15 protein-coding genes are annotated in these 14,852 nt (G+C 69.6%); 5 read left to right on the forward strand and 10 right to left on the reverse strand.

All coding sequences use genetic code 11. The features are described from left to right. Positions 1–18: 18 nt before the first annotated feature. From LRF89_RS03485 to LRF89_RS03505, 5 genes are read right to left on the reverse strand one after another with little or no spacing between them, the layout of a single operon-like run. Positions 19–957, reverse strand: a complete 939-nt coding sequence (locus LRF89_RS03485) for an ATP-dependent zinc protease family protein (protein WP_238634990.1) — start codon at positions 955–957, stop codon at positions 19–21. Further along, positions 948–1,505 carry a TIGR02444 family protein gene (locus tag LRF89_RS03490; RefSeq protein ID WP_201173178.1) on the reverse strand — a complete coding sequence of 186 codons (558 nt, stop codon included), beginning with the start codon at positions 1,503–1,505 and terminating at the stop codon, positions 948–950. The genes LRF89_RS03485 and LRF89_RS03490 overlap by 10 nt, the downstream gene beginning before the upstream one ends. Positions 1,506–1,539: 34 nt before the next feature. Continuing rightward, positions 1,540–2,934: an NAD(P)(+) transhydrogenase (Re/Si-specific) subunit beta gene (locus LRF89_RS03495; RefSeq protein WP_201173179.1), complete on the reverse strand. Its 1,395-nt coding sequence runs from the start codon at positions 2,932–2,934 to the stop codon at positions 1,540–1,542. A 2-nt stretch (positions 2,935–2,936) separates the two neighbouring features. Continuing rightward, a complete protein-coding gene (locus LRF89_RS03500) occupies positions 2,937–3,236 on the reverse strand; it encodes an NAD(P) transhydrogenase subunit alpha (RefSeq protein WP_011815061.1) in 300 nt (99 codons plus the stop codon). After that, a complete protein-coding gene (locus LRF89_RS03505; RefSeq protein ID WP_201173189.1) occupies positions 3,233–4,372 on the reverse strand; it encodes a Re/Si-specific NAD(P)(+) transhydrogenase subunit alpha in 1,140 nt (379 codons plus the stop codon). Before LRF89_RS03505 ends, LRF89_RS03500 begins: the two co-directional genes overlap by 4 nt. Before the next feature lie 302 nt (positions 4,373–4,674). Here LRF89_RS03505 and LRF89_RS03510 point away from each other — a divergent pair, with 302 nt between their 5' ends. After that, on the forward strand, positions 4,675–5,220 hold the full coding sequence (locus LRF89_RS03510) for an HNH endonuclease (RefSeq protein ID WP_201173390.1): 546 nt from the start codon (positions 4,675–4,677) through the stop codon (positions 5,218–5,220). Positions 5,221–5,247: 27 nt separating this feature from the next. Here LRF89_RS03510 and LRF89_RS03515 read toward each other — a convergent pair whose 3' ends face one another. Continuing rightward, positions 5,248–6,609: an ethylbenzene dehydrogenase-related protein gene (locus LRF89_RS03515; RefSeq protein ID WP_370645243.1), complete on the reverse strand. Its 1,362-nt coding sequence runs from the start codon at positions 6,607–6,609 to the stop codon at positions 5,248–5,250. A gap of 1,182 nt (positions 6,610–7,791) precedes the next feature. Between LRF89_RS03515 and LRF89_RS03520 the strand changes: the two genes are divergently transcribed. Beyond that, positions 7,792–8,682 (forward strand): fructosamine kinase family protein, encoded by an 891-nt coding sequence (locus LRF89_RS03520; RefSeq protein ID WP_238636609.1) that lies wholly within the window; start codon positions 7,792–7,794, stop codon positions 8,680–8,682. Between the two features lie 22 nt (positions 8,683–8,704). On the opposite strand, the gene LRF89_RS03525 is transcribed toward LRF89_RS03520, so the two are convergent. From LRF89_RS03525 to xth, 4 genes are read right to left on the reverse strand one after another with little or no spacing between them, the layout of a single operon-like run. Then, the gene (locus tag LRF89_RS03525; protein ID WP_201241808.1) at positions 8,705–9,784 is read right to left on the reverse strand and encodes a phytoene/squalene synthase family protein; all 1,080 of its coding nucleotides are present in this window, start codon (positions 9,782–9,784) and stop codon (positions 8,705–8,707) included. Continuing rightward, complete coding sequence (locus LRF89_RS03530; protein ID WP_201173194.1) at positions 9,759–10,766, reverse strand: CDP-6-deoxy-delta-3,4-glucoseen reductase; 1,008 nt, start codon at positions 10,764–10,766, stop codon at positions 9,759–9,761. Before LRF89_RS03530 ends, LRF89_RS03525 begins: the two co-directional genes overlap by 26 nt. Positions 10,767–10,802: 36 nt before the next feature. After that, positions 10,803–12,269: a 4-hydroxy-3-polyprenylbenzoate decarboxylase gene (ubiD, locus tag LRF89_RS03535; RefSeq protein ID WP_238634996.1), complete on the reverse strand. Its 1,467-nt coding sequence runs from the start codon at positions 12,267–12,269 to the stop codon at positions 10,803–10,805. Continuing rightward, positions 12,266–13,069, reverse strand: coding sequence for an exodeoxyribonuclease III (gene xth / locus LRF89_RS03540; protein ID WP_238634997.1), 804 nt, complete (start codon positions 13,067–13,069; stop codon positions 12,266–12,268). Before xth ends, ubiD begins: the two co-directional genes overlap by 4 nt. A gap of 132 nt (positions 13,070–13,201) precedes the next feature. Here xth and LRF89_RS03545 point away from each other — a divergent pair, with 132 nt between their 5' ends. Genes LRF89_RS03545 through LRF89_RS03555 form a run of 3 tightly spaced genes read left to right on the forward strand, consistent with a single transcriptional unit; the run spans position 13,202 to position 14,841 of the window. Next, positions 13,202–14,245: an NADP(H)-dependent aldo-keto reductase gene (locus tag LRF89_RS03545; protein WP_238636610.1), complete on the forward strand. Its 1,044-nt coding sequence runs from the start codon at positions 13,202–13,204 to the stop codon at positions 14,243–14,245. 16 nt (positions 14,246–14,261) lie between these two features. Next, the gene (locus LRF89_RS03550; RefSeq protein WP_338018463.1) at positions 14,262–14,438 is read left to right on the forward strand and encodes an endonuclease V; all 177 of its coding nucleotides are present in this window, start codon (positions 14,262–14,264) and stop codon (positions 14,436–14,438) included. Between the two features lie 19 nt (positions 14,439–14,457). Next, positions 14,458–14,841, forward strand: a complete 384-nt coding sequence (locus LRF89_RS03555; protein WP_201173209.1) for a DUF6394 family protein — start codon at positions 14,458–14,460, stop codon at positions 14,839–14,841. The last annotated feature ends 11 nt before the right edge of the window (positions 14,842–14,852 follow it).

A 14,852-nucleotide genomic window follows, 5' to 3' on the forward strand; every position in this document is an offset into this window, starting at 1 on the left:
GCGGGCCGCCCGGCCCGTCTACTCGTCCCCGTCATCGTCGTCCGCCTCCTGCTCGTCGCCATCCGTGTCGTTGTCTTGATCGTCCTTGTCGTCATCGTCCCCGTCCTCCCCCGGATCCTCGTCGTCTTCCTCGATAATTTCCTCGACATGGTCATCGGCATCGATGGCGTCGAGATCCTCGTCATCCGGGGTCACGGGTTCGGTGGCACGCTTCAGGCCGACGTCGACCACCGCCACATCGCGCAGCACATCGCGGCCGATCAGTACCGGGTAGGTCAGGTGGCTGCGGTCGGTCAGGGTGAACTCGGCCGTCTCCGAGAAGCGGCCGATGGTCACGTGCAACTCCACGACCGGCCGTGACTCCCGCCCGGAGGCCTGAACGATGGTGGCGCTGCGCGCCTTGGGGCGCTCGATGGCGATCCGGCCATCGCCGTCCGGGTTGAGCATCTGGAAACGGACCCACGGCTCGCCATCCCGCTCGAATTCCTCGATCTCGCGGGCGTCCACCGAGGAGGTGGAGGCGCCGGTATCGATCCGGGCATCGAACAGCAGCCCCGGCGGATCCAGTTGCAGCTCCTCGATCTCGCCAAAGACGAGCATGCCGTCGGCACTGAGCTCCTGACCCGGGCGCAACTGATCGTCGGGACAGGCCGGCTCGTCCGAGCACTCGGGGTCGCCCGGATCGACGGGGCGCAGCGGCACCAGCCAGCGGTTCGCCGTCTGCGCCTCCATGGCGCCGGCGATGCGCGCCAGCTGCGCCTCGCGCGCCAGCTCACGGGATCGCTCCTGGGCCTCGGCCAGGGCCTCCAGACGCTCGTCGACGCTGTCGAAGCGCTGCTCGAAACGTTCCGTCTCGGCCTTCTCGATGAGCAGGTGATCCGGGGCCGTACAGCCGGCCAGCAACAGGGCGCCGCCCACCGCCAGCAGGGCGGCACGCGGCAGGTTGATCAGGGCCATACCCGTCGGACCTCTTCCGTCGCAGTTTCGTTCCCGAGCCCCTCGCACGCCTCGCAGAGGATCCGCGCGATGGCCGAAACCGCCTCCGGGTCGCAGGTCGGGCACTTGCGTCGTACGACCACGCCGGCATTCCACGCGGCGTCGCGCCAGCGCTCGCCCTCCGGGGCGGCGGGAAGGTCCGTGGGCAGGTCTTGCAGGAAAAGCTTCTGCTCAATCGCCTCGGCGCGGAGCTCGGCGGCGATCAGCTGCTTGCGAAGCTCGTGGTTGTCATCCGCCAGATCGCGGGGCGGATGCAGCTTGAGGTGGCGCCGCAGGGCCCGGAGCGGGTCGATGACCTCTCGATCCCACTCCTGGCCCCGGCGGATGGCACCTTCGGCACTGGAGACCCCGAGCCGCCCCCGCCCCTGCAGACCGCTCCAGACGGCGGCCAGCAGGAGCGAAATGGACAGCCCGTAGCGGGCCTGAAGCTTGAGGCAGGCGGCTTCGACGCCCGGCCTGGCGTAGATATCCTCGGCGAAGCGCCAAAGCCGCTCGGACTCATCCAGCAAACCCGTTGCCTCCAGCAGACCGGCCGCAGCCGGCTTACATACCCTTGACGGTCTGGACCATTTCGGAGACGACCTTCTGGGCGTCGCCGAAGACCATGCGGGTATTGTCGCGGAAGAACAGCTTGTTCTCCACACCGGAGAAGCCGGCCCCCCGACCACGCTTGACCACGAGAACCTGGTCGGCGTAGTCCACGTTGAGGATCGGCATGCCGTAGATGGCGCTGCCCTCGTCCTCCCGGGCGGCCGGGTTGACCACGTCGTTGGCGCCGATGATCAGCACCACGTCGGTGTCCTCGAACTCCTCGTTGATCTCATCCATGTCGTAGATCATGTCGTAGGGCACGCCGGCCTCGGCGAGGAGCACGTTCATGTGGCCCGGCATGCGGCCGGCCACCGGGTGGATGGCGAACTTGACGTCCACGTCGTGCTTTTGCAGCAGCTCGACCATCTCCCAGAGCTTATGCTGGGCCTGCGCCACGGCCAGGCCATAGCCCGGGACGATGATCACCCGGTCGGCGTACCCCATCATGTAGGCGCCGTCGGCGGGACCGACCTCCTTCATCTCGCCCTCGGCCTCCGACTCGGCGGCGGCCGGAGCGGCTCCGAAGCCGCTGAACAGGATGTTCAGCAGCGAACGGTTCATGGCCTTGGCCATGAGCAGGGTCAGCAGCATGCCGGCGGCGCCCACCACCGTACCGGCGATGATCAGCGCCAGGTTGCCCAGGACGTACCCCTTGAAGCCCACGGCCAGGCCGGTCAGGGCGTTGAACAGGGAGATGACCACGGGCATGTCGGCACCGCCGATGGGCACGGTGATGAAGATGCCCAGCGCCAGTGCGGCGATGAAGAACAGCAGGATCGGGAAGCCGGAGCCGGTATTGAACACCCAGATCGCCAGCAGCAGGGTCGCCGCGGCCAGAGCCACGTTCCACCACTGGTGGTTCTCGACCAGGGTCGACTTCTTCAGGCGATCATCCAGCTTGGCCCAGGCGATCATGGAGCCGGAGAAGGCCACCGAGCCGATCACCGCACCGAGCAGGCCGAGTGCGGCCGCGTCGGAGCCCATGGCCGCGGCCACCGAGCCCTCGTCCGCTCGCGCGCCCTGGAGCAGGGAGACCGCGGCGATGGCACCGGCGGAACCGCCACCGAGGCCGTTGTAGACCGCCACCATTTGCGGCATCTCGGTCATCTGCACCTTGAGCGCCGTGTACCAGGCGAAGGCGCCGCCAAGGACGATGGCGATCAGGATCAGGGAGATGTTCTCCATCCCCACGCTCGGGTGGGCGAAGGTGGCTACCGTGGCCACGACCATGCCGACACCGGCCCACATCACGCCCTTGCGCGCCGTCACCGGCGAGCTCATGGCCTTCAGGCCGAAGATGAACAGGATGGAGGCGACGAAGTAACTGAGTTGGACTACGACACTCATGTTCAGCCGTCCTCCTTCTTACTGCTCTTGAACATATCGAGCATCCGCTCGGTGACGACGTAGCCGCCGACGGCGTTGGCAGCGCCGAGCAGCACGGCGACAAAGCCGATGGCCTGCTCCAGCGGCGTCTCGGCGACGCCGAGGGCGACCATGGCGCCGACGACGACGATGCCGTGGATGAAGTTCGAGCCGGACATCAGCGGCGTGTGCAGGATGACCGGCACCCGGGTGATGACCTCGTAACCAGCCACCGCTGCGAGCATGAAGACATAGAGTGCGACGAGCCCGCCGACCTCGATCATGACTTACCTCCTTCCAGGCGCTCCCGGGTGGCCCCGTGGCGAACCTGGCCGTCGTGGGTCAGACAGGTATCCGCGATCACCTGGTCGTCCCAGTTGAGAGTCAGGTCACCATCCTGAACCATCAGCGTCAGCAGGTTGTACAGGTTCTTGCTGTACATCTCGCTGGTGTGGACGGCGACGCTGGCGGGGAGATTCTTCGGCCCGACCACCAGAACCCCGTTGTGGGTGACGTCCTTGCCGGCCTTGGTGACCTCGCAGTTGCCGCCGGTCTCGGCGGCCATGTCGACAATCACCGTGCCACCGCCCATGCGCTCGACCGTCGCCTTGTCGATGATCTTCGGCGCCGGGCGGCCCGGGATGGCGGCCGTGGTCACCACCACATGGGCGTTGGCGACATGGTTGGCCAGCACCTCGGCCTGCTGTTGCTGCTCCTCGGCGGTGAGCTCGCGGGCATAGCCGCCCTCGCCCACGGCCGAGACCCCGGTGTCGATGAACTTGGCACCGAGCGACTCGACCTGTTCCTTGGTCTCGGGGCGCACGTCGTAGCCCTCGACCTGGGCGCCGAGGCGGCGGCAGGTGGCAATAGCCTGCAGGCCGGCCACACCGGCACCGACCACCACGGCCTTGGCCGGACGGATGGTCCCGGCGGCGGTGGTGAGCATCGGGAAGAAACGCGGGGAACGCTCGGCGGCGATCAGCGCGGCCTTATAGCCGGCGGCAGCCGCCTGGGAGGAGAGGGCGTCGATGGACTGGGCCCGGGTGATCCGCGGGACGAGCTCCATAGCGAAGGAGGTAACCTTCCGCTTGCACAGCGTCTGGATCCGCTCGTCGCCCTCGTGGGGCGTCAGGAAGCTGATGAGCACCGCTCCTTCCTTCACCTGGCCGGTCTCCTTGACGCTCAGCGGCTGCACGCTGAGCAGGACATCGGCCTCCTTGAGCAGCTCGTCACGGGACTGGACGATGCGAACACCGCCGGCTTCGTAATCGGCATCATCGAACCCGGCGCCCTCACCCGCTCCCGTCTCCAGGAGCAGCTCGACGCCGAGTTTGCCGAACTGCTTCAGGACCCCAGGGACGAGCGCGACACGCCGCTCGCCGGGCCGGGTCTCCTTCGGCACGGCAACCTTGATGGCCATGGTTTGATCCCCCGTTTGCGGCAGTTGTTAGCCGTTGGATTGTTCGTGACGACTGTCCGGACGGGCCTCGACCCGGGCCCGGATCACGGCGCACGGATACCGCCGCGCGCCCAGCCGAACGGGCAGATGCTAGCGAATCGGCCACGGGGTGTGAAGCGGTGCCGCGGTGCGGCAAAACCGCAACCCCGCCCACCGACTGTTGTCAAGAGGCGTGCCAACCGGCTATAAGAGGGCAAGCCCAATGCCTGACACGGGGGTGGGCAGTGCTCGAACACCGCATATTGCGCACCGACATATCCGGCATGCCGCTGGAGTGGGTCGGCTTCGAGGAGGCGGTCCGCTACTACTACCTCGGCCAGGTCGCCTACGCCTGCGGCAGTACACTCTACCGGGTCCGAGGCGGGTTCAACTCGGCCACCGGGCGACGATCGTACCTTGACCTGAACTCGATCATCGCCACCGAGGGAACCCGACAGGCATCGCTCAAGGGTCGACCGGGCTACACGCCCCCGCTCAACAATCCGACCCTGTTCCGCCGCGACGCCCACCTCTGCCTTTACTGCGGCAGGCGCTTCCGTTCCTCCGAACTCTCCCGCGATCACGTCACCCCGGTCAGCCGCGGCGGCGCCAACACCTGGAACAACGTGGTCACCGCCTGCAAGCGCTGCAACAACCACAAGAGCGACCGGACCCCGGAGGCCGCGGGCATGGAGTTGCTGGCGGTGCCATTCACGCCCACCCACGCCGAGTATGTCTACCTGCAGGGCCGGCGCATCCTTGCCGACCAGATGGAGTTCCTGCGCTCGCACTTCCCGCGGCGCAGCCCGCTGCGGGTGCGCGAGCCGTAGCCCAGCAGCGCCCTTCTCCGAGGCGGCCTATTCGGAGCGCTCGATGCGCCGGCGCTCCTCGTAGAGCAGGTAGTCCTGGAGCTGCGGCAGCCGGTGCTCGTCGCCGATGGCGTCCTCGCCGCCAAGGACATGCCCCGCGCCTGGGTGACCGCCGCGGCCCCGGTCGATGAGCCAGTCCCAGGTCATCTGCCCCGGGTAGATCAGTCCGATATCGGCCCACGCCACCTCGGCCTCGTCCAGATCGCCCTCCGTGTAAGTGGCCACGATGTCGGCCTCCGGGGCGTCGCCCGCCTCCCCGGCCAGGGCAAGCGTGTGCGGCATCGAGACCCGGTGCCAGCGCTGCCCCACGCCCTCGTGGACGGCGAAGGCCACGTCGTAGACCTCACCGGGCTCCAGGGCGTGGCTGTCTGTGGGGTCCGGCGCCTCTAGCGAGCGGGTCAGGCGAACTCGCCAGGCGCCGTCCTCATAGCCACCGTCGGCCCGGATCGCCCCGCGGCTGCCGTCCGGCTCCTGCAGGAAACGCTGCGGCAGAACGTCCCCGTCCTCCCAGGGGTGGTCGGGGTCGAAATCGGTGGCGTGCCCCTCGCTCAGGTAGTAAAGGTCGTCCTGGTCGTAGTCACCCGCGAACAACCGCTCGCGGTCCAGGGCACGGAAGCCGGCCTCGTCGGGGTCGTACATCCAGCGCGGCTGCTCCGCCTCGTCGTCCCAGTTGTCGGTGAACATGCCGCGTCCCGCAGAGCTGTGGCGGTACTCGAGGACGTAGCCGTTGTCGGCGTAACCCAGGGGATGGGAGCGGTGGGCACGCCACTGCCACAGGTCGAGGAACTCACCGCGCTCGCGCATCGCCTCAAGCTCCGCCTCATCCCGCACGGCCGCCCAGTCGGCGGCGCCGTCACCGTCCTCGCGCGACTGGGGGATGTACTTGCGCACGTCCGAGCGCCCCAGGGTCTCGCCCAGGTGGGGGTGGGCCCGTACCTCGTCGGCCCCGGCGGCGCCGGTGAGCCCGCGCATACCCTCGTGGGCGGTCATGAATCCGCCGTAGCGGTCCAGCCCGACGTCCCCGTCGTCCAAGAGCATGGAGATGCGGTCCTCGTAGAGGCCGTGCTCGTCGGGTTCCGGACCCCCACTCCCGTAGCGGACCCACTCGCCACCGCTGCCGCGCCCCTCCACCTCGTAGACCCAGTACTGGTGATACCAGGACGGGGCCTCGGTGGCGAACTCGTAGCGGATCTGGATGGCCTCGTCGTTGTAGACGGCCCCCACCCGCAAGGTGCGCTCGAGCTCGCCGCGCGGCGGGATATAGACGTTACGCTGCGCATCCTCGGCCAGGGGCCGGTCCGGTTCCAGGCGGACGTCGAGCAGCGCCGAGGCCGCCCGCCACAGCCGCACGCTGTCGAACAGACCGCCCTCCAGCTCCACGTGGGCGAGACCAGCGCTGCGGTAGAGGTGGGCCTCCGGCGCCGCCGCCTCCAGTGCCTCGCTGTGGGAGAAGGGCACCACCCGGTCGTTGGTGCCGTGGACCAACAGCAGCTCCGGGTGGTAGTCCGACCAATCCCGACGGGACGGGTCCAGCTCCTCCAGGGCATCGCGGTAAGCGGCCGGGATCTGCTCCAAGTAGTCATCGAAGGCCTGGGGGTCGCCATTGGCGAGCAGATCCACCAGGGCGGCCGCCTCCTCGCCCAGCGCCGCGCGCTCGGCGCCGATGTCCGACTCTGGGTCATCCAGCCGGCGTTCGGCGATACGCTGCAGCCACTCCCGGTCATCCCCGTCCACCCGGCTGGCCAGTGCCTGGAGGAGAACCCAGCGGCTCTCCGCCCGTGGCGCCGGGTCATCCTGGGCGTCGGCCAACGCGTCGTACCCGGTGGTGATGTAGCGCAGCCACGCCTCAAGATCGTAGTACCCACCGATCAGGGCGACGAACTCCACGCGCCGGCGCAGCTCGTCGTCGGCGGTGGCGAGCAGCACCGGACCGCTCATCAGGCTCAGGGTGCTCACCCCCAGGGGCAGCCCGCGACTCGCCTCGCGGTTGGCCATATGGCGGACCGCATCGGCGACGTCATCGCGATTCTCCGGCCCCCAGCGCAGCTCGCGCAGCCCCTCCACCTCGGGCACCAGGACCCGGTAGCCGACTCGGGTCAGGCTCTCGGCCATCTCCACCAGGCGCCGGTCGTCCTTGCCCTGCTCGGTCAGGCCGTGAATCAGCACCAGGTTGCCGCGGGCCTCGCCGTCCGGGCGGTAGAGATCCGCCTCGCGCTCGCCTTGGCCCTTGTCGTAGCGCACTGAAGTGCGCTCAGGGTCGCCGCCGCGATCCTGCAGGCGGGTCTCTTCGTGGCCCTCGGCGCTCAGATCGCCGAGCAGCAAGGCGGCCTCGTACTCCCGGTCGAGGGTGGCGCAACCGCCGGCGGACAGGGCCGCTGCGGCGCAGGCCAGGGTGGCGGATCGGGGGATTCGGGACACGGTGGCACCTCGCTGTGGACACCCGGAACGGGGTCCGGGACGGTTGAGTCGCAGCCGCCTATTCTGCACGTTGTCCGTCACGCATCCGACCCCTGAACCGCAGGAGCGCTGGCCATGGATCTGCAACAAACCATCGAGACCGCCATCACCGAGGCCACCGGCGAAGCCTTCGGCCCGGCCCGCCGGGGCGGCGCCGGGGGCGGCTGCATTAACGACGCCTTCACCCTCAGCGACGGGCACCGCCGCTTCTTCGTCAAGATCAACGATGCCGCCGGGGCCGAATTGTTCGAGACCGAGGCCGACGCCCTGCGCGAGCTGGCCGGCGCCGGGGCACTGCGGGTGCCGCGGCCGATCGCCGAGGGCGCTCACGGCGGACAGTACTTCCTGGTCCTCGAGCACATCGACCTCTCCGGCCGGGGCGATACCGCCGGCTACCGGCGCCTGGGCGAGGGGCTGGCCGCCCTGCACGGGGCCTGCGCCGCGGCCCACGGCTGGCACCGGGACAACTTCATCGGCGCGACACCGCAGCCCAACGGCTGGGACGAGGACTGGGTCCGGTTCTTCCGCGAGCGGCGGCTGCGCCACCAGCTGCGCCTGGCCGCCGAACGCGGCGCCGGGCGCCGGGTGGTCGACGCCGGGGAACGCCTGGCGGCGGGGCTGGGGGCACTGTTCCGGGACTACGCGCCGGCCCCCTCGCTGCTCCACGGCGACCTGTGGGGTGGCAACGCCGGCTTCGCCCGCGACGGCGCGCCGGTGATCTACGACCCGGCCACCTACTACGGCGACCGCGAAACCGACCTGGCCATGAGCGAGCTATTCGGCGGTTTCCCGAGCGCCTTCCATGAGGGCTACGACGCCATCTGGCCGCGTGATCCCGGCTACGCGGTACGGCGCGACCTCTACCAGCTCTACCACGTGCTCAACCACTTCAACCTGTTCGGCGGCATGTACCGGAGCCAGTCGCAGCGGCTGATCGATCGGCTGCTGGCCGAGATCGGCGGCTGAGCCAACACCGCGTGGCAGTCGCTCACGCCGGCTCGCGCGAGCGCACCAGCGGCCGTGGCAGCCCACGGCCGCTCCAGGCCAGCACCGTGCGCATGGCCCAGTCGCGCTCGGCGGCGTAGTTGGTCAACCCGGCCAGGCGACGCACCTGGCGGCGGCTGATCTTGACTTCGTCGCCGGATTTGAAGCCGGGGTGCCGGCGGATCTGCCGCAGCGTGGCCAGCGACATCGTCGCCGCCCAGGCACAGAAACGGCGGATGCCCGGCTGCGTCGGGGGAATGCGCAGGATGTAGGCACGCGCCGCTTCCATGTGCTCGACCCCAATCTCGACCATGCGGCCGATACCGCGGTGGAACCCCGGGTCCTCGCTCCAGTCCGCATCGGGGCCGAGGCTGCAGCCGGATTCGGTGAAGACCTCCCGCGGCAGCCAACAGACCCCCCGCTGGCGGTCGGCCCAGACATCCTTGATGACATTGGTCGCCTGCAGCCCGAGGCCGAAGCGCCGGCCCAGGTCCATCATCTCGTCGCGGTTGCTGTCGAACCCGTCGACCTCGAGGATGAACAGGTCGGTGAGCATCTCGCCGACCACGCCAGCGACGTAGTAGCAGTACTCCTCGAACTGCGCCCGGTCGGCCAGCCCTACCGGCGAGCGCAGGCGCTGGAAGCGGGCCATCCCCTCGCCCATGACCGAAACGCAGCGGATCACCGGCCCCTGGTGGGCCTCGGGCAGCCCGCCGGTCACCGCGATCACCCGTGGCAGCGACACGACCAGATCGCGCTCGGCCGGCGGCGTGTCCCAGTCGAGCACCGCCTCGATTTCCCTGGCGAGCCGGCCAGGATCGCGGGCGCCGTGGAGGGCCTCCTTGAGGCCGATCATGAGGTCGTGCTTGGCCTCGACGTCGGCCGCCGAGTGGTCCTCGATGGTATCCGCCACCCGGCACAGCAGGTAGGCGTTGGTGACGGTATCGCGCAGCACCTCGGGCAACTGCGGGATGGTCAGCGCAAAGGTCCGCGATACGCCGGGCAGCGCCGCCTCCTGATAGGCGCGGTTCACCGCCCAGCGGTAGGCCCTGTAGCGATCACTCGTGGCTGAAGTGGAATGCATCGTAGAAGAGTCGCTCCGGGTTCAGTCCGTGCTCGAGGAAGGCCGCCCGCGCAGCCTCGGTCATCGGCGGCGGGCCGCTCATGTAGACATCGAAGCCGGAGAGGTCCGGGTGGTCGTGCACGACGGCCTCGTGCACCCAGCCGACCCGCCCGTCCCACGCGTCTTCGGCGCCGGGCTCGGAGAGCACCGGGGTGTAATCCACACCGGGGTGGGTCTCGGCCCAGCCCCGGGCCAGGTCGTCCAGGTACAGTCCGGCGCGTTCGCGGGTGCCCCAGTAGAGGTGAAACCGGCGCCGATCGCCCCGGGCCAGGGCGTGCTCGAGGATCCCCTTGAGCGGGCCGAAACCGGTGCCCCCACCGACCAGCAGCGCGGGCCGGTCGCCGTCATCGCGCAGATAGAGTTGGCCCAGAGGCCCCTCGATGCGCAGCAGCTCGCCCTCGCGCATCTCGTTGAAGACGTAGTCGGTGAAGCGCCCGCCGGGGATATGCCGAATGTGCAGCTCCAGGTGCTCGTCGTCCAGGGGCGAGCTGGCCAGGGAGAAGGCGCGCCGCTCGCCGTCGCCGAGCAGGATCTCGACATACTGCCCCGGCCGGAAGGGAAGGCGTTTGCCCTCGGGCAGACGCAGGAAGAGGCGGCAGATCGACGGCGCCAGGTGTTCCAGGCGCGCCACCCGCGCCGGCAGGATGCGCGGCGCCGCGGCGACGTCGCCCAGGGGCTCGAGGTCCACCGCCAGATCACTGGCGGCCCGGGCCTGGCAGAGCAGGGCCAGGCCCGCAGCGCGCTCGGCGTCATCCAGGGCCTTGGGCTGGCCCGACGGGTAGGCGACCTCGCCGGCGCGCACCGGCGCACGGCACGTCCCGCAGACGCCGTTGCGGCAACCGTAGGGCAGCGAGACGCCCTGGCGCAGGGCGGCGTCGAGTACCGCCTCGTCGGGCTCGGCGCCGATCTCGGTGCCGTCACTGAAGCGCACGGTGTAGGTCATGGCCCTCTGCCTGGTTCGTAGGCGGCCGCTGCCGCGTCAATCAAGACCGAGTTCCGCCCAATAGGCGTCCACCCGGGCCCGGGTGGCCTCATCCATGGTGGCCGGTGTGCCCCAGGTGCGGTCGGTCTCCCCGGGCCACTTATTGGTGGCGTCGAGCCCCATTTTCGACCCCAGCCCCGAGACGGGGGAAGCGAAATCGAGGTAGTCGATAGGGCTGTGGTCGATGAAGGTGGCGTCGCGCCGCGGGTCGCTGCGGGTGGTCAGCGCCCAGATCACCGCCTTCCAGTCGCGGGCGTCCACGTCGTCATCGGTGACGATGATGAACTTGGTATACATGAACTGGCGCAGGAACGACCAGACCCCGAGGAGGACGCGCTTGGCGTGCCCGGGGTACTGTTTGCGGATCGTGACCACCGCCAGGCGGTAGGAGCAGCCCTCCGGCGGCAGGTAGAAGTCGACGATCTCCGGGAACTGCTTGCGCAGGATGGGCACGAAGACCTCGTTGAGCGCCTCGCCGAGCACCGCCGGCTCGTCCGGGGGCCGTCCGGTGTAGGTGGAGTGGTAGATCGGCGCCGCCCGGTGGGTGATCCGGTCGATGGTGAACACCGGGAAGGTCTCGGTCTCGTTGTAGTAACCGGTATGGTCGGCGAACGGGCCCTCTTCGGCAGTGTCCCCGGGGTGGATGTGGCCCTCGAGCACCACCTCGGCCGAGGCGGGCACCTGGAGCGACGACCCCTTGCAGGTCACCAGCTCGGTCTTCGAGCCGCGCAGCAGACCGGCGAAGGCGTACTCGCTGATGGCATCGGGCACCGGCGTGACGGCGCCGAGGATGGTGGCCGGATCCGCCCCCAGGGCCACCGCCACCGGGAAGGGTTCGCCGGGGTGGTGGCGCTGATGCTCGGCGAAATCCAGGGCCCCACCCCGGTGGGCGAGCCAGCGCATGATGACCCGGTTGCGGCCGATCACCTGCTGGCGGTAGATGCCCAGGTTCTGCCGCTCCTTCTCCGGGCCACGGGTGATCACCAGGGCCCAGGTGATCAGCGGACCGGCATCGCCGGGCCAGCAGGTCTGGATCGGCCAGCGCGACAGATCCACGTCCTCGCCCTCGATCACCCGCTCCTGGCACGGCGCCTTGCGCACCGTCTTCGGCGACATGTCCAGCACCCGGCGGAAGACCGGCAGCTGCCGCCAGGCATCGCGCATCCCCTTGGGCGGCTCGGGCTGGCGCAGGAAGGCCAGCAGCTCGCCGATCTCGCGCAGCGCGGCGACATCCTCGGCGCCCATGCCGAGGGCCACCCGGTGCGGCGTGCCAAAGAGGTTGCCGAGCACCGGCGTGTCGAAGCCGCGCGGGCGTTCGAAGAGCAACGCCGGGCCGCCGGCACGCAGGGTCCGGTCGCAGACCTCGGTCATCTCCAGATGCGGGTCCACCGGGTGGCGGATACGCTTGAGCTCGCCCCGGGCCTCGAGGTGCTGGAGGAACTCGCGCAGGTCGCGGTACTTCATACCGGGCTCCCGCCCTCGCCCCCCGCCAGCAGCGCGGGGTCGAACTCGGCGACCACCGGGGCGTGATCCGAGGGACGCTCCCAGCGGCGCGGCTCGACGTCGACCCCGGACGCGGTGCAGGCCCGCGCCAAGGCACTGCTGGCCAGGATGAGGTCGATGCGCAGGCCTCGGTTGCGCTTGAAACTATTGACCCGGTAGTCCCACCAGGAGAATTGCGCCTCGGGCTGCTCAAACAGCCGGAAAGTATCCACCAGCCCCAAGTCGAGCACCCCCTGCAGCGCCTCGCGCTCGGGCGGGCTGAACAGCACCTTGCCCTCCCACTCGGCGGGGTCGTGGACATCCGCCGGCTCTGGGGCGATGTTGAAATCGCCCAGTACCACCACCTGCTCGTGGGCCGCCAGCTCCTGGGCCACCCAGTGGTGCAGGGCCTCCAGCCAGCGCAGCTTGTAGTCGTACTTCTCCGAGCCCACCTCCTGGCCGTTGGGCACGTAGAGATTGATCAGCCGCACCCCGTCCACGGTGCAGGCGAGCACCCGGCGCTGGGCATCGGCGAAGCCGGGCAGATCCGTCACCACCTCCTCCGGCGTGCTGCGGGCAAGCACGGCCACCCCGTTGTAGGTTCGCTGGCCGGCGAAACACGCCTGGTAACCGGCCTCCTGCAGCGCCGTGAGCGGGAACTGGTCGTCGGGGACCTTGGTCTCCTGCAGGGCGATCACCGACGGTGCGGCACTCTGCGCCCACGCCTTGACCTGCGGCAGGCGGACCTTTAGGGAGTTCACGTTCCACGAGGCGATCTTCACCGGGGTCTCCTTCTTCGGCGGTCGCCCCCAGCTTAACGGCTCGCCGGCGCCGCCACGAGTCCGCCGGGGGCTTGCCGACAGCCGGCGCGGCCGGGAAACTGACCGGGTCCACGCCGACAGCAGGGCACGCCCATGGAATACCGTCCACTCGGCCACACCGATCTGCGCGTCAGCAGCATCTGCCTCGGGACCATGACCTGGGGCGAGCAGAACACCGAGGCCGAGGCCCACGCGCAGCTCGACCTCGCCACCGAGCGTGGGGTCAACTTCATCGACGCCGCGGAGATGTACCCGGTGCCACCGCGCACCGAGACCGCCGGGCGCACCGAGGCGTATCTGGGCAGCTGGCTGGCCCGCCAGCCTCGCCGCGAGGACCTGGTCATCGCCACCAAGATCGCCGGCCCCGGGCTCGACTCGATCCGCGACGGACAGCGCGCCTACACCGCCGAGCAGCTCCGGGAGGCGGTGGACGGCTCGCTGCGGCGGCTGCAGACCGACTACATCGATCTCTACCAGCTTCACTGGCCCGAGCGCCGCGCCAACTTCTTCGGGCGACTCGACTATCCCTGCCCTGAGGAAGAAGGCGAGGACGAGCGGGCGCGCATCCGGCGCACCCTGGAGGCGCTGGGCGAGCTGGTGGCCGCCGGGCGGATCCGCGCCATCGGCCTGTCTAACGAGACGCCCTGGGGGGCGATGCGCTTCATCGCCGAGGCCGAACGCCTGGGCCTGCCGCGCATCGTCTCCATCCAGAACCCGTACAGCCTGCTCAACCGCAGCTACGAGGTGGGCCTCGCTGAGGTCAGCCACCGCGAGCGCTGCGGCCTGCTGGCCTACTCGCCGCTGGGCTTCGGTGTGCTCAGCGGCAAGTACCTGGACGGGCAGCGCCCCGCCGCGGCCCGGCTGACCCTCTACGAGCGCTTTCAGCGCTACACCGGCGAGCGGGGCGTGACAGCCACCCGGGCCTACGTCGACCTCGCCCGTGAGCACGATCTCGACCCGGCGCAGATGGCCATCGCCTTCGCCACCCAACGGCCCTTCTGCACCAGCACGATCATCGGCGCCACGACCCAGGCGCAGCTGGCCGACAACCTGGCCGCGGCCGATCTGACCCTGCCCGAGGCGGTGCATGACGGCATCGAGGCGATCCACGCCGCCAACCCCAACCCGTGCCCGTAAGCCGGGGGCCGGCGACATGACCTGGCCCGGCACGGTGCTGCGCACCCGTGCACGGGTGCGGCCGGTATACGTCTCGCCCGGTCACCGCCTAGACTACGACACGGCAGCGGCCTGGGTGATGGCCTGCTGCACCCGCTACCGCCTCCCGGAGCCGATCCGCACCGCCGATCGGCTGGCCTCGCGCGGCGGCTGACGGAAACCAAGGAGTTCTCATGAATCTCGAGAAGGTCGTCTTCGGCTTCTTCATCCTGCTGGCGCTGACCCTGAACTTCGGGTTCGTCTACGGGACGATCGACAACCCGGACCACCACGCCGCCTGGGAGCTGTTCGCCGCCATCGTGGTCAACCTGATCGCCACGGTGCTCAAGTTCGGCGAACGCACACAGATCGGTGCCATCCTCCTGGCGGCGAGCCTGGTTGCCGACCTGCAGCTGATCGCCGCCGCGGTGCTCTGGGGTGTGGCGGTCTACGGCACCGGCGTGGGCCTGACCGACATGACCATGGCCAGCATCGTCTCCCTGGCCAGCGGGGCACTGGTGGCCAACGTGGTTTCGGTGACGCTGCTGATCATCGAGACGGTGAAGATCCACCGCTAGGCGCAGGACCG

Origin of the sequence: Halorhodospira sp. 9621 (assembly GCF_022228055.1) — a bacterium.
Classification (GTDB): Bacteria; Pseudomonadota; Gammaproteobacteria; order Nitrococcales; family Halorhodospiraceae; genus Halorhodospira; species Halorhodospira halophila_A.

Bases quoted from the DNA above. Each gene is read 5' to 3' on its own strand.
- LRF89_RS03505 (WP_201173189.1), bottom strand. From the start codon at position 4,372: ATGGCCATCAAGGTTGCCGTGCCGAAGGAGACCCGGCCCGGCGAGCGG.
- LRF89_RS03525 (WP_201241808.1), bottom strand. From the start codon at position 9,784: ATGCATTCCACTTCAGCCACGAGTGATCGCTACAGGGCCTACCGCTGG.
- LRF89_RS03530 (WP_201173194.1), bottom strand. From the start codon at position 10,766: ATGACCTACACCGTGCGCTTCAGTGACGGCACCGAGATCGGCGCCGAG.
- LRF89_RS03545 (WP_238636610.1), top strand. From the start codon at position 13,202: ATGGAATACCGTCCACTCGGCCACACCGATCTGCGCGTCAGCAGCATC.
- LRF89_RS03555 (WP_201173209.1), top strand. From the start codon at position 14,458: ATGAATCTCGAGAAGGTCGTCTTCGGCTTCTTCATCCTGCTGGCGCTG.
- LRF89_RS03550 (WP_338018463.1), top strand. From the start codon at position 14,262: ATGACCTGGCCCGGCACGGTGCTGCGCACCCGTGCACGGGTGCGGCCG.
- LRF89_RS03500 (WP_011815061.1), bottom strand. From the start codon at position 3,236: ATGATCGAGGTCGGCGGGCTCGTCGCACTCTATGTCTTCATGCTCGCA.
- ubiD (WP_238634996.1), bottom strand. From the start codon at position 12,269: ATGAAGTACCGCGACCTGCGCGAGTTCCTCCAGCACCTCGAGGCCCGG.
- LRF89_RS03495 (WP_201173179.1), bottom strand. From the start codon at position 2,934: ATGAGTGTCGTAGTCCAACTCAGTTACTTCGTCGCCTCCATCCTGTTC.
- LRF89_RS03520 (WP_238636609.1), top strand. From the start codon at position 7,792: ATGGATCTGCAACAAACCATCGAGACCGCCATCACCGAGGCCACCGGC.
- LRF89_RS03485 (WP_238634990.1), bottom strand. From the start codon at position 957: ATGGCCCTGATCAACCTGCCGCGTGCCGCCCTGCTGGCGGTGGGCGGC.
- LRF89_RS03510 (WP_201173390.1), top strand. From the start codon at position 4,675: ATGCCGCTGGAGTGGGTCGGCTTCGAGGAGGCGGTCCGCTACTACTAC.